This is a genomic window from Erwinia sp. MMLR14_017 (assembly GCF_033657285.1).
Classification (GTDB): Bacteria; Pseudomonadota; Gammaproteobacteria; order Enterobacterales; family Enterobacteriaceae; genus Erwinia.
Map to the genome: position 1 here is coordinate 1 of NZ_JAWVWP010000013.1, position 24,448 is coordinate 24,448.

General features: G+C 52.5%; 20 protein-coding genes. 12 read left to right on the forward strand and 8 right to left on the reverse strand.

Features of this window, described 5'->3' with window-relative positions; translation table 11 throughout:
• Positions 1-249 precede the first annotated feature (249 nt).
• Complete coding sequence (gene mobA / locus SD961_RS18355) at positions 250-852, reverse strand: molybdenum cofactor guanylyltransferase MobA (RefSeq protein ID WP_318791780.1); 603 nt, start codon at positions 850-852, stop codon at positions 250-252.
• A 78-nt stretch (positions 853-930) separates the two neighbouring features.
• Between mobA and SD961_RS18360 the strand changes: the two genes are divergently transcribed.
• The 4 genes from SD961_RS18360 to polA all read left to right on the forward strand — a co-directional run bounded on the left by SD961_RS18360 (position 931) and on the right by polA (position 6,147).
• Positions 931-1,200, forward strand: a complete 270-nt coding sequence (locus SD961_RS18360; RefSeq protein ID WP_318791781.1) for a YihD family protein — start codon at positions 931-933, stop codon at positions 1,198-1,200.
• 74 nt (positions 1,201-1,274) lie between these two features.
• Positions 1,275-2,261: a serine/threonine protein kinase gene (locus SD961_RS18365; RefSeq protein ID WP_318791782.1), complete on the forward strand. Its 987-nt coding sequence runs from the start codon at positions 1,275-1,277 to the stop codon at positions 2,259-2,261.
• 53 nt (positions 2,262-2,314) lie between these two features.
• On the forward strand, positions 2,315-2,944 hold the full coding sequence (gene dsbA / locus SD961_RS18370) for a thiol:disulfide interchange protein DsbA (RefSeq protein ID WP_318791783.1): 630 nt from the start codon (positions 2,315-2,317) through the stop codon (positions 2,942-2,944).
• A 416-nt stretch (positions 2,945-3,360) separates the two neighbouring features.
• Positions 3,361-6,147, forward strand: coding sequence for a DNA polymerase I (gene polA / locus SD961_RS18375; RefSeq protein WP_318791784.1), 2,787 nt, complete (start codon positions 3,361-3,363; stop codon positions 6,145-6,147).
• Between the two features lie 413 nt (positions 6,148-6,560).
• Here polA and yihA read toward each other — a convergent pair whose 3' ends face one another.
• On the reverse strand, positions 6,561-7,196 hold the full coding sequence (gene yihA, locus SD961_RS18380; protein WP_318791785.1) for a ribosome biogenesis GTP-binding protein YihA/YsxC: 636 nt from the start codon (positions 7,194-7,196) through the stop codon (positions 6,561-6,563).
• Between the two features lie 555 nt (positions 7,197-7,751).
• On the opposite strand from yihA, the gene yihI reads away from it, so the two are divergent.
• A complete protein-coding gene (gene yihI, locus SD961_RS18385; protein ID WP_318791786.1) occupies positions 7,752-8,285 on the forward strand; it encodes a Der GTPase-activating protein YihI in 534 nt (177 codons plus the stop codon).
• 253 nt (positions 8,286-8,538) lie between these two features.
• The gene (gene hemN / locus SD961_RS18390) at positions 8,539-9,909 is read left to right on the forward strand and encodes an oxygen-independent coproporphyrinogen III oxidase (RefSeq protein ID WP_318791896.1); all 1,371 of its coding nucleotides are present in this window, start codon (positions 8,539-8,541) and stop codon (positions 9,907-9,909) included.
• A 49-nt stretch (positions 9,910-9,958) separates the two neighbouring features.
• On the opposite strand, the gene glnG is transcribed toward hemN, so the two are convergent.
• The 3 genes from glnG to glnA all read right to left on the reverse strand — a co-directional run bounded on the left by glnG (position 9,959) and on the right by glnA (position 13,972).
• On the reverse strand, positions 9,959-11,368 hold the full coding sequence (glnG, locus tag SD961_RS18395; protein ID WP_318791787.1) for a nitrogen regulation protein NR(I): 1,410 nt from the start codon (positions 11,366-11,368) through the stop codon (positions 9,959-9,961).
• A gap of 7 nt (positions 11,369-11,375) precedes the next feature.
• Positions 11,376-12,425: a nitrogen regulation protein NR(II) gene (glnL, locus tag SD961_RS18400; protein ID WP_318791788.1), complete on the reverse strand. Its 1,050-nt coding sequence runs from the start codon at positions 12,423-12,425 to the stop codon at positions 11,376-11,378.
• Positions 12,426-12,562: 137 nt separating this feature from the next.
• Positions 12,563-13,972, reverse strand: a complete 1,410-nt coding sequence (glnA, locus tag SD961_RS18405; protein ID WP_318791789.1) for a glutamate--ammonia ligase — start codon at positions 13,970-13,972, stop codon at positions 12,563-12,565.
• Positions 13,973-14,407: 435 nt separating this feature from the next.
• Between glnA and typA the strand changes: the two genes are divergently transcribed.
• From typA to fabY, 5 genes are all read left to right on the forward strand, one after another.
• The gene (gene typA / locus SD961_RS18410; RefSeq protein ID WP_318791790.1) at positions 14,408-16,231 is read left to right on the forward strand and encodes a ribosome-dependent GTPase TypA; all 1,824 of its coding nucleotides are present in this window, start codon (positions 14,408-14,410) and stop codon (positions 16,229-16,231) included.
• Positions 16,232-16,373: 142 nt separating this feature from the next.
• Positions 16,374-16,970, forward strand: coding sequence for a glucose-1-phosphatase (gene yihX, locus SD961_RS18415; RefSeq protein ID WP_318791791.1), 597 nt, complete (start codon positions 16,374-16,376; stop codon positions 16,968-16,970).
• On the forward strand, positions 16,971-17,843 hold the full coding sequence (locus SD961_RS18420) for a virulence factor BrkB family protein (protein ID WP_318791792.1): 873 nt from the start codon (positions 16,971-16,973) through the stop codon (positions 17,841-17,843).
• A complete protein-coding gene (gene dtd, locus SD961_RS18425; protein WP_318791793.1) occupies positions 17,840-18,277 on the forward strand; it encodes a D-aminoacyl-tRNA deacylase in 438 nt (145 codons plus the stop codon). The genes SD961_RS18420 and dtd overlap by 4 nt, the downstream gene beginning before the upstream one ends.
• A gap of 53 nt (positions 18,278-18,330) precedes the next feature.
• Positions 18,331-19,269, forward strand: coding sequence for a fatty acid biosynthesis protein FabY (gene fabY / locus SD961_RS18430; RefSeq protein WP_318791794.1), 939 nt, complete (start codon positions 18,331-18,333; stop codon positions 19,267-19,269).
• A gap of 28 nt (positions 19,270-19,297) precedes the next feature.
• Here fabY and rluF read toward each other — a convergent pair whose 3' ends face one another.
• The 3 genes from rluF to SD961_RS18445 all read right to left on the reverse strand — a co-directional run bounded on the left by rluF (position 19,298) and on the right by SD961_RS18445 (position 23,543).
• Complete coding sequence (rluF, locus tag SD961_RS18435) at positions 19,298-20,176, reverse strand: 23S rRNA pseudouridine(2604) synthase RluF (RefSeq protein WP_318791795.1); 879 nt, start codon at positions 20,174-20,176, stop codon at positions 19,298-19,300.
• A gap of 180 nt (positions 20,177-20,356) precedes the next feature.
• Positions 20,357-22,033, reverse strand: a complete 1,677-nt coding sequence (locus SD961_RS18440) for an AsmA family protein (RefSeq protein ID WP_318791796.1) — start codon at positions 22,031-22,033, stop codon at positions 20,357-20,359.
• Between the two features lie 127 nt (positions 22,034-22,160).
• A complete protein-coding gene (locus SD961_RS18445) occupies positions 22,161-23,543 on the reverse strand; it encodes a uracil-xanthine permease family protein (protein ID WP_318791797.1) in 1,383 nt (460 codons plus the stop codon).
• Positions 23,544-23,707: 164 nt separating this feature from the next.
• On the opposite strand from SD961_RS18445, the gene SD961_RS18450 reads away from it, so the two are divergent.
• Complete coding sequence (locus SD961_RS18450; RefSeq protein WP_318791798.1) at positions 23,708-24,370, forward strand: SDR family oxidoreductase; 663 nt, start codon at positions 23,708-23,710, stop codon at positions 24,368-24,370.
• The last annotated feature ends 78 nt before the right edge of the window (positions 24,371-24,448 follow it).

A 24,448-nucleotide genomic window follows, 5' to 3' on the forward strand; every position in this document is an offset into this window, starting at 1 on the left:
GCGAGAGTAGGGAACTGCCAGGCATTAAATAAAGCGATAACCCCGGCCGCAAGGCCGGGGTTTTTTGCGTCCGGGCGCCGTGAAAATGCGGAGCGGGGCAGCGGCGTTACCCGCAGGTAAAGCCGGAGAGCGTCCGCAGGCGCGGCGTGATGCCCCACCGGCGCGGAAAAAGAAAGAAAAGGGCCCCGCGCTGACGCACGGGGCCCTTTTTTATGCCTTATCCGGCGTGAAAACCTTCCGATAAAAATGCTAATCAGGAATTCTGCTCCGGTTTAAAAGGAGATCTTCCGGCGTATTTATATTAATGAAGGCTTCTGGATCATCAAAGTGCACCGCTATACCGCCCGCTTCCTTCAGGAAAAACATAAGCTTACGATCGCCACGCTGGAGATAGTGTTCAAGCATTTCAGCCCTGTCACGATGAATAATCGCGTGAGTAGGATGATCCCGCCCGTTGCTACAAGCCCAGGCGGCTTTAGCGCCTGATTTACCGTTCCATAGCTGTGCAACCAGATCAAGCGGCAGGAAGGGGGCATCGCAGGAAGCAAATACAGCCCAGTCAGTAGTGATATGCTGTAAAGCAGCAAGCATACCTGCCAGCGGGCCGGCAAAACCCGGGAAAGAATCGGTTAAAACGCGACAGCCGCTTTCCTGATAGCATTCGCCATTTCTGTTGGCGCTGAGCATAACCTCTGCTACCTGAGGTTGCAGACGCGCCAGGACGTGCCGATAGAGCGGTTCGCCCCTGAAGTTAATCAGTCCCTTATCTTCGCCATTCATCCGTGACCCTTTTCCGCCAGCAAGAATGACCCCGGTCACCTTTTCATTCGTATTGTATGATTTGTGAGCCATTCCGCCGTTCACCTCTCTGTTAAAGTAAAATTAATGCTGATAACCTGGCTACTTATTAAGTCTGACAGGAAGCTTGCCATGAAATGCCATCGTCTCAACGAACTGATCTCCCTGCTGCAACCTGAATGGCAGAAGGAGCCTGACCTCACGCTGATGCAATTTTTACAGAAACTGGCTACGGAGTCAGGTTTTACTGGCCCGATAACCGAACTCACCGACGATATGCTGATTTATCATCTCAAAATGCGCGGCAGCGATAAAAACGAACCGATCCCTGGTCTGAAGAAAGATTATGAAGAGGATTTTAAAACGGCTCTGCTTCGGGCGCGTGGCGTTATCAAAGATTAAATCCCTGCCACCATCCGGCATCAGCAGGATTTAATGATAGTATTACTGGCTACTTCACGTGATGAGCATGCCGGATGAAAGAGCCAGCTTTTAACTTTCAACAATTACATCCTGACACCATCCTTGATGCGCTCTGGGAGACCGGGATCCGCGTTGAGTCAGGGCTAACCGCGCTCAACAGCTATGAAAACAGGGTTTACCAATTTTCTGATGAAGAGAGAATGCGCTATGTGGTGAAGTTTTACCGGCCCCAGCGCTGGTCGCCACAGCAGATTGAGGAAGAACATCAGTTCACTGCTGAGCTACTGGCCGATGAAGTTCCCGTCGCCGCACCGCTGGTATTGCAGGGAAAAACGCTTCACCAGCATCAGGGTTATCTGTATACCGTCTTTCCCAGCCTGGGAGGACGCCAGTATGAAACCGATAATTACGACCAGCTTGAATGGGTTGGGCGTTACCTGGGGCGAATTCATCAAACGGGACGTAAAAGCTCGTTTACTGAGCGTCCCACTATTGGACTGGATGAGTACATCGCGCAACCTCTGCAGGTGCTTGAAGCCAGTAGTTTAATTCCCGGGAAGCTGAAAGAAGCTTTATTGACCAGCGTGCGCCTGATAGGTACAACTTTACAAAATTGCTGGCATACTCAGTGGCACGCTTTGCGTCTGCATGGAGACTGCCATCCCGGCAATATTCTCTGGCGAGACGGTCCGCTGTTTGTCGATCTCGATGATGCCCGTAATGGTCCAGCGGTGCAGGATTTATGGATGTTGATTAACGGCGACATTCAGGAGCAAAGGCTACAGTGGGATATCCTGCTGGAAGCGTACAGCGAGTTTTGCGACTTCGACACACACGAATTGTCACTGATTGAGCCTTTACGCGCCATGAGGATGGTTTATTATCTGGCGTGGGTCGTTCGCCGCTGGCAAGATCCTGCATTTCCTGCCAGTTTTCCGTGGATGACGGATGAAGATTTCTGGCGCAGACAGATCGCTATCTTTAACGAGCAGGCCAGGCTGTTGCAGGAGCCACCGCTTCAGCTTATGCCTGCATTCTAAGGCTGGTCGCCTTTTCCGATCCGCCCCTATTGTTGTCAGGAGAGAGTTTTACAATGAAAAAGATTTGGTTTGCACTGGTTGGTATGGTTCTGGCCTTTAGTGCTTCGGCCGCGCAGTTTACTGATGGCCAGCAATACGTGACGATGCAGAAGCCTGCCACGGGTGAACCACAGGTTCTTGAATTCTTCTCTTTCTTCTGCCCACACTGCTATGAATTTGAGCGTGTCTGGCACGTTAGCGATGCCGTAAAAAAAGGCCTGCCTGCCAACACCAAAGTCACTAAATATCATGTAGAGTTCCTTGGCGGTGATATGGGGAAAACGGTCACACAGGCCTGGGCTGTGGCAATGGCCCTGGGTGTGGAAGATAAGGTCACTGCCCCGCTCTTTGACGGTATTCAGAAAACGCAAAGCATTACCGATCCAGCCAGCCTGAAAGATGCTTTTGTCAAAGCAGCGGGTATTAAGCCAGAAGAGTACGATGCGGCCTGGAACAGCTTTGTAGTGAAATCGCTGGTTGCTCAGCAGGAAAAAGCGGCCGCTGATGTCGATCTGCGTGGCGTGCCTGCTATGTTTGTTAACGGCAAATATATGGTAAATAACGGCGGCCTGGATACCAGCTCAATGGATAACTACGTTCAGCAATATGCCAATGTTGTGAAATTCCTGATTACCCAGAAGTAAGAGTCCGTTCTTTTCCTGACGCCGGCTTATGCCGGCGTTACTGTTTCGGTCCCTGGCAGGACAGTCCTGAAATAACTATCCGCAAAGGTCTGGGATTCTGAAAAAAGACTGCGATAATGTTGACAATAATAATTACTATCCACATATAACGCATTCCGCAGAATCTGCAATAAATCCTGGAAATAAAATTTAATCAATTGAATTTATTATTCTTTTGTTTACCTAAAAAAATAATATCCTGTTCAGTTGCTTTCCTTCTTAAAATTACACACAAACTTATCCACAACTTGTTCTTGCGTGGCGTACCGCAAAATTTTCCCTTACGTGAAGTTTATCTGCCAGGATATTTCATCTTTACTGCCCAGCTGTGGCATCCTTATCCCTATTGAAGACACTAAAGAAGAACGTGACGACTTATGGCACAGATTGCAGAAAACCCGCTCATCCTGGTAGATGGATCTTCTTATCTCTATCGCGCTTATCATGCGTTTCCGCCACTTACTAACAGTGCCGGGGAGCCGACAGGGGCTATGTATGGCGTGCTGAATATGTTGCGCAGCCTGCTGTTGCAATATAAACCCAGCCATGTGGCCGTGGTGTTTGATGCTAAAGGCAAAACGTTTCGTGACGAACTGTTTGAACATTACAAATCGCATCGCCCTCCGATGCCTGATGATCTGCGTGCTCAGATAGAGCCTTTGCATAATATGGTCAGGGCGATGGGTCTGCCTCTGCTGGCCGTAAACGGTGTGGAAGCGGATGATGTTATTGGCACCCTGGCACTGGAAGCAGAGAAATTAGGGAAACCGGTGTTAATCAGTACCGGCGATAAAGATATGGCTCAACTGGTGACGTCAGATATCACGCTGATTAACACCATGAATAACGCTATCCTTGGCCCCGATGAGGTGGTGGAGAAATTTGGTGTTCCACCTAATCTCATTATCGACTTCCTTGCGTTGATGGGCGACTCATCCGATAACATTCCTGGTGTACCGGGGGTCGGAGAAAAAACTGCGCAGGCTCTGTTACAGGGGCTGGGTGGTATCAAAGAGATTTATGAAGATCTGGATAAAGTATCGGGCCTGACGTTCAGGGGCGCCAAAACCATGGCTGCCAAGCTTGAGCAAAATAAAGAGCTCGCTTTCCTCTCTTATCAGCTGGCCACTATCAAAACGGATGTGGAACTGGAATTAACCTACGAGCAGCTCACCGTCAACGAGCCAGCGATGGAAGATTTGCTGGGTATGTTCCGTCATTACGAATTCAAACGCTGGATTACCGATCTGGAAGAGGGAAAATGGCTGCAGGGTAAAAAAAGCCATCCCGCTGCTAAAAAAGCCCTGGTTGAAAAGGTTGAAGAGCAGGTGGAAGCCACCAGTATCTTATCTGCTGATGGTTACGTCACAATCCTTGATGAGGCCACCTTTGAGAGCTGGGTGAAGAAAATTCAGCAAAGCGAACTTTTCGCTTTTGATCTTGAGACCGATTCGCTGGATACGCTTAGCGCAAACATCGTGGGGCTGTCGTTTGCCGTCTCGCCTGGCGAAGCGGCTTATTTGCCAGTGGCTCACGACTATCTGGATGCGCCCGCTCAGCTGGATCGAAACAGTGTTCTTGCTCGCCTCAAGCCGTTGCTGGAAGATGCAAACCTGCTGAAAGTTGGGCAGAACCTGAAATACGATCGTGGCGTGCTGAAAAACTATGATATTGAGCTGGCTGGGATCAAATTTGACACCATGCTTGAATCTTACGCCCTCAACAGCGTTACCGGGCGGCATGATATGGATTCTCTGGCTTCCCGTTGGCTGAATCATAAAACCGTATCGTTTGAAGATATCGCTGGCAAAGGCAAAAAACAATTAACCTTTAATCAGATAGCCCTGGAACAGGCTGCGCATTACGCCGCAGAAGATGCAGATGTCACCCTTCAGCTGCATCTGAAAATGTGGCCAGAGTTGGAAAAAGAGCAGGGTCCGAAAGCGGTCTTTGAAAATATAGAAATGCCGCTGGTCACCGTGATTTCGCGCATTGAGCGTAATGGCGTGCTGATCGATCAGGGCATTCTTGCCGCCCATTCTAAAGAGCTGACTTTACGCCTGGCAGAGCTGGAGCAGAAAGCGCATGAGCTGGCCGGCGAACCGTTCAACCTCTCTTCGCCCAAGCAGCTACAAACTATTCTGTTTGAAAAGCAGGGGATTAAGCCTACCAAAAAAACGCCTGGCGGCGCACCTTCCACCAGTGAAGAGGTCCTGGCGGAGCTGGCGCTGGATTATCCGCTGCCGAAAGTGATCCTTGAGAACCGCAGCCTGGCTAAGCTGAAGTCGACCTATACCGATAAACTGCCATTGATGATTAACCCTGTGACCGGACGTGTTCATACTTCCTATCACCAGGCGGTGACGGCAACAGGACGGCTCTCTTCTACCGATCCGAATCTGCAAAATATCCCGGTGAGAAATGATGAGGGTCGGCGTATTCGTCAGGCTTTTATCGCCTCCAAAGGCCATAAAATTGTGGCAGCAGACTATTCACAGATTGAGCTGCGCATCATGGCGCACCTGTCACAGGATAAAGGGTTACTGGAGGCCTTTGCCGAAGGTCAGGATATACACCGTGCAACGGCCGCAGAAGTCTTCGGCATGGCGCTGGATAAGGTGACTGGCGAGCAGCGTCGCAGCGCCAAGGCGATCAACTTTGGCCTGATCTACGGTATGAGCGCGTTTGGCCTGTCGCGGCAGCTGAATATCGGCGCTGGCGAAGCGAGAAAGTATATGGATCTCTACTTCGAACGCTATCCGGGAGTTTTACGCTATATGGAAAACACCCGGCAGCAGGCTGCCGAAAAAGGTTATGTCTCCACGCTGGACGGACGCCGTCTCTATCTGCCTGATATCAATGCCAGCAATGCGATGCGCCGTAAGGCGGCTGAACGTGCAGCGATTAATGCGCCAATGCAGGGTACGGCAGCCGATATCATTAAAAAAGCGATGATAGCCGTCGACAGCTGGCTGACGCCGCAGACCACGCCAGAGGTAAAAATGATCATGCAGGTACACGATGAGCTGGTATTTGAAGTTAAAGCCTCTGAAGTGGAAGCGGCGACGGCTAAAATTCGTGAACTGATGGAAAACAGCATGAAACTGGATGTGCCACTCAGAGTTGATGTGGGTGTGGGTGATAACTGGGAACAGGCTCACTAAAACCCGGCAACTGTTACGGATGAGGCTGATTTCGCTGAGGATTCAGTCTCACTCTCTATCCATAAGAAAATGCTTTGGTTAATCGGTTCAGCCTGCCCACTGATGCTGATAATGCGCAAAGCTTCTCCTAACCGGTTATCGGCAAAGCATTTTTTTTGTAATTAAGCTACAGGCAGGCCCTTTTTATGTGACCTGAGTTGGATAACACCCGGTGTTTTATGAAAATTAACTACAAAAAACCCTTTTGAGGGCTGAAAAAATCATGTAGAGTTTAAGACGTAGGGTACAGAGGTAAGATGTTCTATCTTTCAGACCTTTTACTTCACGTAATCGGATTTGGCTGAATATTTAGCCGCCCCAGTCATTTATGACTGGGGCGTTTTTTATTGGGCGCGGTTTCAGAACCAGCAAGCTTATTCGGCAGGGATTTCTTCTTCAACAGCAGGAGGGAGTTCGCTGAACCAGGTATCCAGCTGCTGACTTAACTTATCGACGCCGATCCTCTTCAAAGAAGAGAACATTTCCACGCGCACATCTCCCACAAAGCCTTTTGCCGCTTCACGCACAACGTTCAGCTGGGCTTTACGCGCACCAGAAGCCAGCTTGTCGGCTTTGGTTAACAGCACCAGCACCTGAATACCGCTCTGCACTGCCCACTGAATCATCTGCGTATCGAGATCCTTAAGCGGATGGCGAATATCCATCAACACCACCAAACCTTTCAGGCACTCACGCATCTGCAGGTATTCCGCCAGCGCCTTTTGCCACTTCAGTTTCATCTCTTCCGGCACTTCGGCATAGCCATAGCCTGGTAAATCCACCAGTCGGTAACCCTCTGCTACCTGAAACAGGTTGATCAGCTGCGTACGTCCCGGCGTTTTACTGGTACGGGCCAGACTTTTTTGATTTGTCAGTGTATTTAGCGCGCTGGATTTGCCCGCATTTGAGCGGCCGGCGAACGCCACTTCAAGTCCGGTATCGGCTGGAAGGTGACGGATGTCAGGTGCACTGGTGACAAAATGAGTAACGTGATAATTCCAGCCAGACAAAATAAAAACTCCAGATATAAGAACAATTGCGCAGAGTATACCCTGTATAGAATGAAAGCGCCCAACCGACCTTCAGTCTGCCGGGGTTTTGTAGGAGATCTGCCATTAAATATGCCAGAGCTTTCCTCTTTTTAGCGGCTTTAAGAAAGTAATAGCAGTTAGATATCAAATAAATACAGGTTTCTTGTGGCGGGCGAACGAAAAATTGTTGCCCACACTGCCTTGTGAGTTTGACCATATAGTCTAAAGTATCTGGCAGAACCAGGAGGGTTCGCTTCAGGAAGAAGTGCTCAGGGAGATCAGGAAGGTCTGGAGCAGGGATGGAATGTGCCAGGAATACAGCACCACAGGGAAAGGATCGAGTCCAGGAAGGGACGCTCAGGCAAAGGAAAACCGGGATGTTGTGTGCTAAAAAGGATGCTGACTAAGTCAGTCCTTCTGCGGAAGGTGCGAAAAAAGGCGACAGGGTGACCTGCCGCCTTTTTTCTTTGTCTGCTTTCTGCTAGATTTCGCCGCAATTCTATACTGAATATAAAACGTCTGAGAGCAGAAACCATGAAGCAACCTACACGCGCGCCCCAGGGCCAGAAACCGGCAGCAAAAACGAAGCGTAAAACGCGTGATGAAATAAACACCGAAGCGCGTGACCGTAAGCGTGACAAAAAACATCGCGGCAACGCTTCTGGTAGCCGGGCCAATCCGGTCACTGCGAATCAGAAGGGTAGCGGCAGCGCCACCAGCAAAGATCCGCGTATTGGCAGCAAAAAGCCGATCGCTCTGGGGCCGGTCACTGCGGAAGCGCAGAGCGTGAAAAAACCGGCGAAGGCTGCAAAACCTGCGGAACAGAAAAAAGTTCGTCTCTCTCCCGAAGAAGAGCTTGCCTCGCTTGAAAATAACGAGCGTCTTGATGCGCTGCTGGATCGTCTGGAAAAAGGTGAAACCCTGCCAGCGGAAGAGCAAGCCTGGCTTGACCAGACGCTTGACCGTATCGACGTGCTGATGGAAGAGCTTGGCATCGCACTGGATGACGATGTGGAAGATGATGAAGCTGAAGAAGATATGTATCGCCTGCTGAAAGGCGGCAACTAATCTTTAGCGTTTTTATCCCAAAATTGAGGTGGCGCAGCGTTGCGCTGCCTTTTTATATAGGTTTCTCTACTGATGAATTGGCCTGGATCAATTTTCTTGCTGATTCTGCTCTGCAGCCTGGGAGGGTTATTCGTTAAACTACGGCGTCTTTCGCGGTTAAAAACCCGACTGCACAAGGCCACCGTCCGCCAGCGCTTAAGGCACTCTCCTCACATCCGACGGTCGGCACCCAGACGCCAACGCAGGAGTGACCATTGTGACGCAGATGATTGAATGGGATCAGCAGCTGATTCAGAAATACAACATCTCGGGTCCTCGCTATACCTCTTATCCCACCGCGCTTGAATTTTCTGCGGACTACGACGAAGCCGCCTTCCTTCAGGCAACCCAGCGCTATCCCGAGCGACCTTTGTCGCTCTATATCCACATTCCGTTTTGCCATCGTCTTTGCTATTTCTGCGGATGTAATAAGGTCGTTACTCGCCAGCAGCATAAAGCCGAAGCTTACATAGAGGCCTTAACGGTTGAGATCCAGAGCCGGGCCGCCTTATTCCGGCATCGCACAGTTACCCAGATGCACTGGGGCGGGGGAACGCCAACCTATCTGAGTAAATCGCAAATCACGCGTCTTATTCAGACTTTGCGGGCATCGTTTAGCTTCAGTAGAGAGGCGGAATTATCAATTGAGGTGGACCCGCGCGAAATTGAGCTGGATGTGCTGGATCACCTGCATGATCACGGCTTCAACCGGCTGAGTATGGGAGTTCAGGATTTTAATAAGGAAGTGCAGGAGAAGGTTAACCGCGTTCAGGATGAACAGACAATAGTCGCGCTGACAGAGCGTGCCCGACAGACAGGCTTTGCCTCAACCAGCCTTGACCTTATTTATGGGCTGCCGATGCAAACGCCGGAAAGCTTTGCGTTTACGCTGAAAAAGGTGATTGAGCTGAATCCTGACCGGCTTAGCGTATTCAATTACGCTCATATGCCAACCCTGTTTGCTGCACAGCGCAAAATCAAAGAGGCTGACCTGCCTTCCGCTCAGCAGAAGCTGGATATTTTGCAGCAAACCGTCCGCATGCTGACCGCTGAAGGGTACCAGTTTATCGGCATGGATCATTTTGCCCGGCCTGGCGACGAACTGGCGATTGCCCAGCGAGAAGGAAAACTTCACCGTAACTTCCAGGGGTATACCACTCAGGGCAACAGCGATCTTCTGGGAATGGGCGTTTCAGCTATCAGCATGATCGGTGACAGCTATGCGCAGAACGAAAAAGATCTGAAGGCCTGGTATGCTGCCGTAGAGAAAAATCACTCAGCCCTGTGCCGGGGAGTAAAGCTGACGAAAGATGACTGCCTGCGCCGTGACGTGATTAAAACGCTGATGTGCAATTTTGCACTGAATTTTGCCGATTTTGACACAGGCGTTAAGGCCTTCAGCGACTATTTTGCTGAAGATTTAGCGCTGCTGGCTCCGTTCATTGAGGATGAGCTGGTGGAACGCCACGAGAAGGGCCTTCAGGTGACTCCTAAAGGACGTTTGCTGGTGAGAAATATCTGTATGTGCTTTGACGCTTATCTTCGCCAGAAGGCGCGTATGCAGCAATTTTCGCGGGTTATATAAAACAGGGGACGATAACCCGTCCCCTGTGAGTACAACGCTGAGAAAACCGTTACTCCATCCCCAGCTCTTTCAGCTTACGGGTCAGCGTATTCCGGCCCCATCCCAGAAGACGAGCCGCTTCCTGCTTATGGCCTTGCGTATGACGCAAGGCGGTGGTCAGTAGCGTCCGCTCCATTTCTGGTTGCGCTTCAGAAAGCAGGTTTTGATGACCGGAACGCAAGGCCCTGTCGGCCCATTGCGCCAGTAAGGTCGCCCAACTGTCCGGCAGCGACTGCACCGGGTTCTCTGGCGTAGAGGTTTCAAACAGCTCAGAAGGCAGATCCTGAATCAGCACTTCCTGGCCGGCGGCCATAACGGTCAGCCAGCGGCAGGTATTCTCCAGCTGTCGGACGTTACCCGACCAGTGCAGACGGGTCAGGGCGGTTTCGGTTTCCGGGTGAAGGATTTTGGCTTCCACGCCCAGTTCTCTTGCCGCAACCTGCAGGAAATAACGTGCGAGGCGGGGAATATCCTCACGACGTTCACGCAGCGGCGGCAGATGCACACGGATGACGTTCAGGCGGTGGAATAAATCCTCGCGGAATTTCCCTTCCTGAACCCGCAGCTCCAGATTCTGGTGCGTTGCGGCAATAATACGCACATCCACTTTTACCGGCGCATAGCCACCCACGCGATAGAACTGCCCATCAGCCAGCACACGCAGTAAGCGTGTCTGCACATCCATCGGCATATCACCAATTTCATCCAGGAACAGCGTCCCGCCATCGGCCTGCTCGAAGCGGCCCTGACGGATTTGATTGGCGCCGGTGAACGCCCCTTTTTCATGACCAAACAGCTCTGACTCAATCAGGTCTTTTGGGATCGCCGCCATATTCAGCGCGATAAAGGGCGCTTTTGCCCGCGGGCTGTGGCGATGCAGGGCATGCGCGACCAGCTCTTTACCGGTTCCTGACTCGCCATTAATCAATACGCTGATAGAGGAGCGAGAAAGGCGGCCAATAATACGGAAGACATCCTGCATCGCTGGCGCTTCGCCAATGATGTCGGTGGTCGGGCCGCTGACCGGCTGATTACGCGGCTGCTGCTGCTCCTGATAGTGGCTGATCGCCCTTTCTACCAGCGCAACGGCTTCATCAATGTCAAACGGCTTCGGCAGGTAATCAAATGCCCCTTGTTGATAGGCGCTGACGGCGGCATCCAGATCGGAATGGGCAGTCATTATGATGACCGGGAGCATCGGATGACGCTGTTTGATCTGCTTAAGCAGCGCCAGTCCATCCATACCGGGCATACGAATATCTGAAAGCAAAACGTCTGGGGTTTTGCTGGCAAGAGCGTCCAGCACTTCGCTGGCGCTGTCAAAGGTGGCGCAGCTTAAACCGGCTCCAGTGAGCGCGCGTTCAAGCACCCAGCGGATGGAGCTATCGTCATCGACGATCCAAACTATCCCTCGTTGCATAGAAACCTCACTGGCGAATAGGCAGATAAACCGAAAATTCAGTGTGACCAGGCCAACTGTTAAATTCTATTTTTCCCGAATGCTGATCGATCAGGCTGCGGGCAATTGAGAGGCCTAAACCGGTGCCGCCTTCCCGCCCGCTCACCATCGGATAAAACAGCGTATCCTGCAGTTGTGCCGGAATACCCGGGCCGTCATCTTCAATATCGATGCGTGCAACCAGGCGATAACGTACGCCATGCAGCGTGAGTTGGAACGCTGTACGGGTACGAAGCGTAATTGTGCCGCCTTCTTCACCCAACGCCTGAAGCGCGTTGCGCACGACATTCAGCAGAACTTGTTCTATTTGATCCGGATCGTGCGCCAGTTCCGGCAGGCTGGGATCGTAATCCCTGACCAGCTTGACGTTGTCGGGCAGCTCCATGGAAACCAGGTTTACCACGCGTTCGGCTACCTGATGGATGCTTTGCGTCACGTGCATACCCGGCTGCTGCGGACCCAGCAGGCGATCAACCAGATTGCGCAGGCGATCAGCCTGTTCAATGATCACTTTGGTATATTCGGTTAATGATGGATCGGGCAGGGCTTTCGCCAGCAGCTGTGCTGCGCCACGCAATCCTCCCAGCGGGTTTTTAATTTCATGGGCCAGGCCACGGACTAAGTCCCGGGCGGCGACCTGCTGAGCATGTTGAATCTGTTCCTGACTGAGCCGGCGCTGATTATCCATCGGTGCCATTTCAAGCAGAATTAAACCTTCGGGCAGTCGCTGTGCGGTTAACGACATAATATGCGCACGGCTGTCGACCACTAAAGTCACTTCACTGTCGGTAAAACCCTGACCTGCATCCAGACTCTCAAGCATGACGTCGATATTTAGTGAAAAATATCCCATCAGTTCCGGCAGCGGTGTTCCAAACAGCTTGCGGGAGCTTTGCGCTAACAGTTGTTGGGCCGCGGGATTGGCGTAATGAACCACCAGTCCGCTGTCGACCAGCAAAATACTGTTAATAAGGGAGTTGAGAATCTGCCCAGCATCGGGCAGCGTGCCTGTTGCCATGCATTCTCTCCTGCACTATTTCAGTGCATTATAGTTCCGGAACCCAAAAGTCGTCTTCCTGAACGATGAAACGTGGTGAAAAAAGCCCATCCGGAGATGGGCTAAAGTTTCCACGGCAACAAAAAACGTCAAACCAGTTAGACGCTGTAGTACAGCTCGAACTCAACCGGATGTGGAGTCATACGAACGCGGTCCATTTCGGCCTTACGCAGTTCGATGTAGGCATCAATGGTTTCGTCAGTAAAGACGCCGCCACGAGTCAGGAACTCACGGTCTTCGTTCAGGCATTGCAGAGCTTCTTCCAGTGAACCGGCCACTTTTGGAATCTCAGCTTCTTCTTCCGGAGGCAGGTCATACAGGTTTTTGTCCATCGCGTCGCCAGGATGGATTTTGTTGATGATGCCGTCCAGGCCAGCCATCAGCAGGGCAGAGAAGCAGAGGTATGGGTTAGCTGCTGGATCGGGGAAGCGAGCCTCAATGCGGCGGGCTTTCGGGCTGGCAACCACTGGGATACGGATAGAGGCAGAACGGTTACGGGCAGAGTAGGCCAGCATAACAGGCGCTTCGTAACCCGGGACCAGACGCTTGTAAGAGTTGGTGGTTGGGTTAGAAAGGGCATTGATCGCTTTAGCATGTTTGATAACGCCGCCGATATAGAACAGGGCAGTTTCAGACAGGCCGCCATATTTGTCGCCAGCGAACAGGTTGTTACCATCTTTAGAGAGTGACATATGGCAGTGCATACCTGAACCGTTATCACCAAAGATAGGTTTTGGCATAAAGGTAGCGGTTTTGCCGTAAGCGTGAGCCACGTTATGCACAACATATTTGTAGATCTGAATTTCGTCAGCTTTTTTGGTCATGGTGTTGAAGCGGGTAGCCACTTCGTTCTGACCAGCTGTAGCAACTTCATGGTGATGCGCTTCAACAACCAGGCCCATCTGCTCCATAGTCAGACACATAGCAGAACGGATATCCTGTGATGAGTCGACCGGAGGAACCGGGAAGTAACCCCCTTTCAGACCTGGACGGTGGCCTTTGTTGCCGCCTTCATACTCTTTACCGGTGTTCCATGCCGCTTCGATATCGTCGATAGCAACGTGTGAACCTGAAGTGGTCGCGCCGAAACGGACGTCATCAAACAGGAAGAACTCGGGTTCCGGGCCAAACAGAACGGTGTCTGCAATGCCGGACGAACGCAGGAAATCTTCAGCACGCTTCGCGATGGAGCGCGGGTCACGGTCGTAGCCCTGCATGGTGCCTGGCTCGAGGATGTCGCAACGGATGATCAGCGTAGAGTCTTCGAAGAAGGGATCCAGCACAGCAGTAGTCGCATCGGGCATCAGAACCATGTCTGATTCGTTAATTCCTTTCCAGCCACCGATTGATGAGCCGTCAAACATTTTGCCTTCTTCGAAGAAGTCAGCGTTAACCTGATGAGCAGGAATGGTGACGTGCTGTTCTTTACCCTTGGTGTCGGTAAAACGCAGGTCAACGAATTTTACTTCGTGCTCGTTCATCATCGACAGAACGTGTTCAGCGGACATACTTAACTCTCCTGGATTTTGTCATTGTCGTCGTGTTTAGAGATCTTCAGCTGGGACCTTTGCTAATCTCGCCGGGTCATCCGATAATAAAGATCTCTGACAAGCTATCAACCGTTGTGGAAACTGGCATTCTTCGCTTGAATACATAAAGCGAAATCTATGCCAACTTTATTAATACCCTGAAAAAGCGCTATGATGCGCCCTCTCGTGAGACGGGAACTGCACCATGATGGAAGTCGCGCACCATTTTGGTGCTTACAGGTGCTTGTTAAGCACCATTCTGGTGCATTTTTTCGATGGAGTGCAATTCTTGCACTAATTAAGGTTAGAAAAGCAATCCTGACAGTTATCTTTAATTGAAATTTGTGATCCTGTTCAGTCCTTCGATTAATCCGTGTACAATAGCGCGCTATTTCTAATGCCTGAGGCAAAGCTGTGATCGAAAATTTGCGTAACATCGCCATTATTGCCCACGTTGACCATGGTAAAACTACCCTGGTTGATAAGTTGCTGCAGCAGTCCGGGACCTTTGATGCCCGTACCGAAGCAACCGAACGCGTAATGGACTCCAACGATTTGGAGAAAGAGCGTGGGATTACCATCCTCGCAAAAAACACCGCCATTAAATGGAACGACTACCGCATCAACATCGTAGATACCCCAGGACACGCCGACTTCGGCGGTGAGGTAGAGCGTGTGATGTCAATGGTTGACTCGGTGCTGCTGGTTGTGGATGCAATGGATGGCCCTATGCCGCAAACCCGCTTCGTGACCAAAAAAGCGTTTGCTAATGGTCTGAAGCCGATCGTGGTCATCAACAAAGTTGACCGTCCAGGCGCTCGTCCTGACTGGGTTGTGGATCAGGTATTTGACCTGTTCGTTAACCTGGATGCGACTGACGAGCAGCTCGACTTCCCGGTTATCTATGCTTCTGCCCTGAACGGTATCGCGGGTCTTGACCACGCCGACATGGCTGATGACATGACTCCGCTGTATGAAGCTATCGTGAAACACGTTTCTCCTCCGCAGGTTGAGATGGAAGCGCCGTTCCAGATGCAGATTTCTCAGCTGGACTACAACAACTACGTGGGTGTTATCGGCATCGGCCGCATTAAGCGCGGTAAAGTGAAGCCAAACCAGCAGGTGACCATCGTTGATAGCGAAGGCAAAACCCGTAACGGTAAAGTGGGTAAAGTGCTGACTCACCTGGGTCTGGAGCGTATCGACGCCACAGAAGCTGAAGCTGGCGATATCATTGCTATTACCGGTCTGGGCGAGCTGAACATCTCCGATACAATCTGTGATCCACAGAATGTAGAGCCGCTGCCAGCGCTGAGCGTTGATGAACCAACGGTCACGATGTTCTTCAACGTCAACACCTCTCCGTTCTGCGGTAAAGAAGGTAAGTATGTGACTTCACGTCAGATCCTTGACCGTCTGAACAAAGAGCTGGTGCACAACGTTGCGCTGCGTGTTGAAGAAACTGCCGATGCTGATGCGTTCCGCGTATCGGGTCGTGGTGAGCTTCACCTGTCAGTTCTGATTGAAAACATGCGTCGTGAAGGTTTCGAACTGGCGGTATCCCGTCCGAAAGTTATCTTCCGCGATTTCGAAGGCCGCAAACAAGAACCATTCGAAAACGTCACGCTGGATATCGAAGAACAGCACCAGGGTTCAGTGATGCAGGCGATGGGTGAACGTAAAGCCGACATGAAAAACATGGATCCGGATGGCAAAGGTCGCGTACGTCTCGACTACGTTATCCCAAGCCGTGGTCTGATTGGCTTCCGTAACGAATTCATGACCATGACTTCCGGTACCGGTCTGCTCTACTCCACCTTCAGCCACTATGATGATGTTCGTCCGGGCGAAGTGGGCCAGCGTCAGAACGGCGTGCTGATCTCTAACGGTCAGGGTAAAGCTGTTGCGTTTGCGCTGTTCAGCCTGCAGGACCGCGGTAAGCTGTTCCTGGGTCACGGTGCAGAAGTTTACGAAGGCCAGATCATCGGTATTCACAGTCGTTCTAACGACCTGACTGTTAACTGTCTGACCGGTAAGAAACTGACTAACATGCGTGCTTCTGGTACTGACGAAGCCACTACCCTGGTTCCGGCCATCAAGATGACGCTGGAGCAGGCTATCGAGTTCATCGATGATGACGAACTGGTAGAAGTGACTCCTCTGTCCGTGCGTATTCGTAAACGTCACCTGACGGAAAACGATCGTAAACGCGCAAGCCGTGGACCTAAAGAAGGGTAATTTGCCTTAATTTAGTACGCTGCACTTCAGGGCCGGATCCCTTCCGGCCCTGACTCTCTTTTTCAGAATTCAAATCCCCCTCCTGTTCAGTCTCCCGTTTTACCGCTAGAGTGAAAGCTTGCCGGCACAAAAGGAGATGATCATGCTGTATATCTTTGATTTAGGTAACGTCATTGTTGATATTGATTTCAACCGGGTTCTTGGCGTCTGGAGCGATCTCGGACGGGTGCCGTTAGCCACTCTGCAAAGCCGCTTCCGGATGGGTGAAGAATTTGAGCAGCACGAACGTGGCGAAATCAGCGATGAAGTTTTTGCCGCCAGACTCTGTGAGGAGCTGGATCTCGCCCTGAGCTTTGAGCAGTTTACCGCAGGCTGGCAGGCGGTATTTGTTGGTGTCCGGCCCGAAGTGATTGCTATCATGCACAAGCTGCGCGAGCAGGGCGACCGCGTGGTTATCCTCTCTAACACCAACAAGCTGCACTGTGCGTTCTGGCCCACACAATATCCGGAAGTTGAGAAAGCAGCCGATAAGCTCTATCTCTCCCAGGAGATGGGCGTACGCAAGCCTGAAGCGGAAATTTATCAACAGCTGTTGAATGCGGAAGAGGCCTCTGCCGAAGAGGCGATTTTCTTTGATGATAATCTGGCCAATATAGAGGCCGCAAAGGCATCAGGCATTCACAGTGTGCACGTGACAGACGCCGGTGTGATCCCGATGTTTTTCAGCGATCGCATGTAAATGAGTCGGATCAATCATTACCGGCACCGCCAGCGTGCTGTCTGGGGGTGGATCAAACTGCTGTGGCGGCGCATAGATGAAGATGCCATGACCACGCTGGCGGGCAATCTGGCCTATGTTTCGCTGCTGTCACTGGTACCGCTGGTGGCGGTGGTGTTTGCACTTTTTGCCGCCTTTCCGTCGTTTGCCAACATCAGCACTCAGCTCAAGACGTTTATTTTTAATAACTTTGTTCCGGCTTCCGGTACGGTTATCCAGAGCTATCTGGAGCAGTTTGTTGCTAACGTTAATAAAATGACGGCGGTAGGCGCATGTGGGCTGGTGGTGACGGCATTGCTGCTGATGTACGCCATCGATACCTCCCTGAACACTATTTGGCGCAGCAAGCGTAAGCGGCCCATCGTTTACTCTTTTGCGGTCTACTGGATGATCCTGACGCTGGGTCCGCTGCTGGCCGGGGCCAGCCTGGCGATCAGTTCCTACCTTCTGTCGCTGCACTGGGCGTCCGTAACGGGTGTGAGCGGACTGATAGATTATGGCCTGCGTATTTTCCCGCTGCTGCTCTCCTGGCTCGCTTTCTGGCTGCTTTACAGCATTGTGCCGACGCGGCAGGTACCCGGTAAAGATGCGCTCGTCGGCGCGCTGGTTGCAGGATTGCTTTTTGAGCTTGGGAAAAAGGGGTTTGCGCTCTATGTTACGATGTTCCCTTCCTACCAGCTGATTTATGGCGTGCTGGCGGTGATCCCCATCCTTTTTTTGTGGGTTTACTGGACCTGGTGTATTGTCCTGCTGGGAGCAGAAATCAGCGCTACATTAGGCGACTATCGCCTGATAAAACAGGAAGAGCAAAAAAAAGAAGATGAGGAAGTATGATTGCCCTGATTCAGCGCGTGTTGAGCGCCAGCGTAAAAGTAGCAGAAGAAACTACCGGTGAAATCGGGCCGGGCCTGCTGGTTCTGTTAGGCGTGGAGAAGGGCGACGATCGGCAAAAAGCTGAACGTTTATGCGCCAAAGTGCTGGGCTACCGTATTTTCGGTGATGAGAACGACAAAATGAATCTTAATGTCCGGCAGGCTGGCGGCAGCCTGTTGGTCGTATCCCAGTTTACCCTCGCTGCCGATACCCAAAAGGGGATGCGCCCGAGTTTCTCTGGCGGAGCCGAACCTGCTGAAGCTGAGCAGCTTTATCAGGCTTTTGTGGGCTGCTGCCGGGAAAAGGGTATCGTAACGGAAACAGGCCGCTTTGCTGCAAACATGCAGGTTTCCCTGGTCAATGACGGGCCTGTTACCTTCTGGCTACAGGTTTGACGCGACCGGAACGACAGGCAGGCATAGCGGGCTAAGAAAGAGAGAACCATTTTATGTATCACCTTCGGGTTCCTGAAACAGCAGAAGAGCTGGATACTTACTATCAGTTCCGCTGGGAAATGTTACGTAAACCCCTTCATCAGCCCATGGGTTCTGAACGGGATGCCTGGGATGCGCTGGCGCATCATCAGATGGTAGTGGACGAGCGCGGCGAACCGGTAGCGGCAGGTCGCCTCTATATCAATGCTGAAAATGAAGCTGCTATCCGCTTCCTGGCGGTCCATCCTTCCGTTCAGGGAAAGGGGCTGGGTACGCTGGTGGCGATGACGCTGGAGTCTGTGGCGCGTCAGGAAGGGGCAAAACGCGTGGTATGTAGCGCCCGTGAAGACGCTGTCGAATTTTTTGCCAAGCTGGGGTACCTCAACCAGGGCGAAATTACCGTTCCGCAAACCACGCCGGTGCGTCATTTCCTGATGATCAAACCGGTGATGTCGCTGGATGATATTTTGCATCGCGCGGACTGGTGTGGGCAGTTGCAGCAGGCCTGGTACGATCATATCCCACTGAGCGAAAAAATGGGCGTGCGCATTTTACAGTTCACCGGGCAGAAATTTATCACCACTATGCCGGAGACGGGCAACCAGAATCCGCATCATACGCTGTTTGCCGGCAGCCTCTTCTCACTGGCGACCCTGACGGGATGGGGCTTGATCTGGCTGCTGCTGCGTGAGCGTCATCTGGGCGGGACGATCATTCTGGCTGATGCGCATATTCGCTACAGCCATCCGATCACCGGCAAACCTGGCGCTATCGCCGACCTCGGTTCACTCAGTGGTGATCTGGACAGGCTGGCGCGTGGGCGCAAGGCTCGGGTACAGCTGGAAGTTGAACTCTACGGCAATGAAGAGTGCGGTGCCGTATTCGAAGGCGTCTATATCGTGCTTCCCGCCGATCCGGATGGCGCTCTGGAGCTGGGCGGGTCCGGTTTCTGAACCAGAGCGTCGGGCTTAAGGCGCTGACTCAGCGCCCTTTCTTTTTACGACCCGGCTGAACGAAGCGCTTACGTGCAGCCGCGTTGGCGGCCGGTTTTTCCGGACTTTTTGCACCTCCGCTGGCTGGTTTTTTCGCGGTGACGGGCTTCGGCTTCGATTTCGCTTTCTTCTCCGCCGCGTCTTCAGAGGAGGAATTCTCAATCAGCCTGAAGAGCTCAACCAGCTCGTCGTCAGTGAAATCGCGCCATTCCCCGATCGGCAACCCTTTCAGACTGACGTTCATGATGCGCGTGCGCTCAAGCCGGGTGACTTCATAGCCAAAGTGCTTACACATGCGGCGGATTTGGCGGTTCAGACCCTGCACCAGCGTGATGCGGAAAACAAAGGGTGCCTCTTTCTTTACTTTGCATTTTTTGGTCACAGTGCCCAGCATCGGCACACCCGCGCCCATACCCGCAATAAACTCGTCGGTGACCAGTTTATTCACTGTCACCACATACTCTTTCTCGTGGTCGTTCCCGGCTCGCAGGATCTTGTTGACCAGATCGCCGTGGTTGGTCAGAAAAATCAGACCCTGCGACTCTTTATCCAGGCGACCAATGGGGAAGATGCGTTTACTGTGGTTCACATAATTGACGATGTTATCGCGCTCGCCCTCTTCGGTGGTGCTGATAATGCCCACCGGCTTGTTCAGGGCGATCAGCACTAAGTCTTCTTCATTACGGGGTTCAATGAGCTGACCGTTAACTTTCACCACATCCCCGGCAAATACCTGATCGCCCACCGCAGCCCGCTTGCCGTTGATAAAAACGTTTCCCTGTTCGATGTAGCGATCGGCATCACGACGGGAGCAAATACCGCTCTCGCCAATGTATTTGTTAAGACGAATGGATGAGTTATTCAGCATGGTTCCTCCGTAAAAAAACGGACTATACCTTACCTGAAGAAGGTTGCGAACAGCCGGGGCTCACATAGCCCCATTTTCTGGGGCTGTCTCGCATAAGGGCTAAGCGTCTGGCCAGAGCCTGAGCAGGGAGAAGGGCCAGGGCGCGACCTGACCAGAGTGCAGCGTGGATAAGCGAAAAGATTACTGTGCGACCTGACCCGCCTGCATCGTTTGCTGAACGTTTTTATCGCCCGCAGTTGCGGAGAGCGTACCGTTTACCGTGGGTTTTAACGGCGCACCGGCAGCCAGGTTTCCCTGAATCTTCAGCTGAAGCTCGCCTTCGCCCTCCAGCGGCAGCGTTGGCCATCCCCACTCATGCAGAAGGTTAACCGGAACCTGGCGCCCGTTCATCGTCAGCGAAAGCGCACGCTGCGGCTGTTGAGACAGCGTTGCCAGACTCTCCACCATACCGTTTTTAGTGAAGGCGCTCATCTCAGTGACGTTGATCCTGCTGTTGTCAGCGGTCAGCGCAATCGACGGATGGCGCAGATCAACACGGTTGAAGGTTGCCTCCGCGGCATTGAGGTTCAGGCTGCCAGACCAGATGCCCCACTGATGGTCCCGCGCCATCAGCAGATTGCTGCCGTTGCCATCCAGGGAGGTCATCTGGAAAGGGAAGCCGGGATTAATATCAATAATCAGGTTACGGTTAGCGGCAAATTTAGTGACCTCCACGCTCTCCAGCCAGCCTGGCAGCTTCGCCATCCAGTGTTCGCGCCAGTTTTGCGGCAGGGTATATTCCAGGCCAGCCACCGCCAGTTCATCAAGCGTCAGCTTTTTATCGCTGCGCGTCCAGTGACCGGCTGTACGGATCAGGCCGTTGACCCAACGGGAACTGAACTGCGAGAGCGCCACACCCTCAGGTGAGAAGGTCATATTGACGATAGGATCGTTCAGCTCCAGGCTGCCGTTAACAAAAGTGGTGGCATTCATTGACAGCGAGCCATCTTCACTCTGCCACTCCCCGTCGTGCAGGGTAATATTCTTCAGCGCCATATCGAGATCGGTCACTGCCCAGTCCGCGCCTTCAAGGCGGGCATCCGTTATGTCGATACGATCAAAATGCACTGAGGGCAGCGCGAATAGCGGATTAAGAAAATCGCTAAGCGTTTTGTCCGTTTGCAGGCGAATGCTGTTCAGCCGCAAGCTGGGAACCTGCCAGTTCCCCTGCGCATCGCGCTGGGCGCTGGCCGTGATAGAACCCAGTGCGGCATCGGCGCCGATATTACTCATCACCAGTTGATGTTGGCTGATGCGGCCCTGGATCAGGACGTTGGTGGCGGGGACGCCGTTAATTTCCAGCGAACCTGCACTCATCTGGAAGCTGGCATCGCTGCCGATAAGATCGCCAGCCTGCGGTTTCCACGGCACAATCCCGCCATCCACCCGCTTTGCAGAGACCGCTATGCCACTGTCAGGACTGTTTACCGCCATTTGATTAAGCTGCAAACGATCTGCCTGAACCGGCAGCGAAGTATCCTGTTTAGCGAGATCCAGCATACCTTTCTCCAGGGTAATGCTGGCGAAATGAAGCGGCTGGGTAAACTGGCCGCTACTCAGGTTCAGACCTACTCGCTGCGCTGTCAGCAGGGCAGGCTGCATTTTCCGGCCAAAGGAGACATTGTCCAGAAGCAGAAGGTCGGGGTCGGAAAAATTATGCTCAAGCTTACTTAACGTCAGTTGGTAATCGGTGTTCTTACTGACGGTGCGGCTTATCCAGCCTGCTCCCCACTGGGTTTGCAACACTACATACAGCGCCACTACGGCCAGCAGCAGTATAAGCAAAATGGTCAGCAGAATTTTTCCGATTACTTTCATGGCTTCTGTCCCTGTGAACATCGGGTAAAGGGTTGTTATGCCTGATTTATCATCGAAGCTCAACTTTCACAACAGCAGAGGGCCCGAAGACCCTCTGCGAATCACCACAGGATGACACAAGAGGGGATTACTTTTCCTGAGGAAAGAGCAGATTCAGAATGATGGCAGTGATCCCGCCTGCGGCAATACCGGAAGAGAGTAAGGTTTTCAGCCAGTCAGGAGCGAATTGCAGGATCAAAGGCTGTTGCGAAACGCCCAGACCTACCGCGAGCGACAGCGCCATAATCATGATGGCACGGCGATTCAGTGGTTCACGAGAAACAATACGCACACCCGATGCGGCGATAGTACCAAACATCACCAGCGTGGCGCCGCCCAGTACAGGCTCGGGAATATGCTGCACAAAGCCGCTTACCGCCGGGAACAAACCCAGCACTATCAGCATCAGAGCCACGACAAATCCTACGTAGCGACTGGCGACACCCGTTAGCTGGATCACGCCATTGTTCTGGCCAAAACAGGAGTTAGGGAAGGTGTTAAAGAGGGCAGAGACAAAGGAGTTCAGCCCATTTGCCAGCACGCCGCCTTTCAGTCGCTTCATATACAACGGCCCGCTGACCGGTTGCTCTGAGACGTCTGAGGTCGCCGTGATATCACCAATAGTTTCCAGAGAGGTCACCATAAAGACCAGCATCAGCGGGATCAGCAGGTTCCAGTCAATACCCAGCCCGTAATAGAAGGGCGTCGGCAGCGTAATCATCGCCTGATTAACCGGCGTGGTATTCTCCGGCAGCATGCCAAGCGCCCAGGCCAGCAGATAACCCACCGCCATTGCAATCACCAGTGAGGCAACGCGCAGATAGGGATTACGCTGACGATTTAACAGCACAATCACCAGCAGCACCGCGCCCGCCAGCATCAGGTTTTTGGGTGCGCCAAAGGTGTGATTGCTCATCGCCGCGAATCCGCCGCCAATAGAGGTTAATCCAACCTGAATCAGCGACAGCCCGATAATCATCACCACAATGCCGGAGACCAGCGGGGTAATGACCCGGCGAGCCAGATGCAGGAAGCGGGAGAGGATCATCTCGGTGCAGGAGGCCAGCATCAGCGTACCAAACAGCGTTGCCATCATCACCGGCACATCCGCTCCGCCATTTTTCAGCGCCATACCACCCATAATCAGCGGTGTCACAAAGTTAAAACTGGTTCCCTGAATTGACAGCAGGCCGGAGCCGACCGGTCCCCAGGTTTTGATCTGCAGCAGCGAAGCCACACCTGAAGCAAACAGCGACATACTGATGATGTGCTGTGTATCCTGAGCGGGCAGGCCCAGTGCTTGCGAAATGAGTAAGGCAGGGGTGATCACCGCGACAAACATCGCCAGCAGATGCTGACAGGCCGCGAAAAGCGTCTGGGGCAGCGGCGGACGGTCCTCCAGTCGGTAAATCAGCTCACTGCTTACTGCAGGGGAAGTGCTACGGCTGGCTTCAGGGATATTGGCAGACATCTTCTGGGTTCTCTGACGAACAAAGTGGCGATTTTAATCGTAAGCGGGTCAAAAGCAAACGTTTGCTGGCGAGAAAATAGAAGGATAAACGGCGTAAGCCAGCGAAACGGTGAGCTTTTCACTAAGCTATACCCTCAGATGAATATTTAGTGAGAGAGAGTAAGATGCAGGTATTTATTATTGGTGCAACCGGAGGCGTGGGTAGCCATTTAAGAAAGCGTCTGGTTCAGGCGGGGCATCAGGTAAAGGGGAGCTGTCGCCGTGACGCGCAGGCTGATGAACTCAGGGCAGATGGCGTAACGCCCGTTAACCTTGACCTGATGACCACCAGCAGCGAAAAGCTGGCAGAGGCGATGAGAGGTTGCGACACAGTAGTGTTCTCCGCAGGCGCTGCCGGAGCAGGCATCGAATTAACCGACGGCATTGATGGGCGGGGCTGCAAATTTGCCGCTGAAGCGGCCAGGCTGGCAGGCATCAAACGCTTCCTGCTGGTCTCTGCGTTTCCGGAAGCGGGGCGCGCTAAAAAGATCTCGCCCACCTTCGAGCACTATATGCAGGTGAAAAAGCAGGCCGATGTGATGTTGGCGGCTACCGCGCTGGAGTGGGTTATTCTGCGTCCGGGCACGCTGGTGAACGAGCCAGGCACCGGTAAAGTACGTATCGGGCTGGCTATTCCTTATGGCACAGTGCCAAGAGAGGACGTTGCTGCCGTGTTACACAGCCTGGTGGAGCAGCCTGAAGTAAAACGGGTCATTCTTGAGCTGACAGCGGGCGAGCAGCCGGTGAATGATGCTGTTGGTGAGATAAAGAGATATATCGGTCAGTAAATAAAGCGGTGCAGCGGCTGTAATTGCCGCTCTGCGCGGCGATAAGAGCAAATGCGTGGAGCGCCAGATAACGCGCTA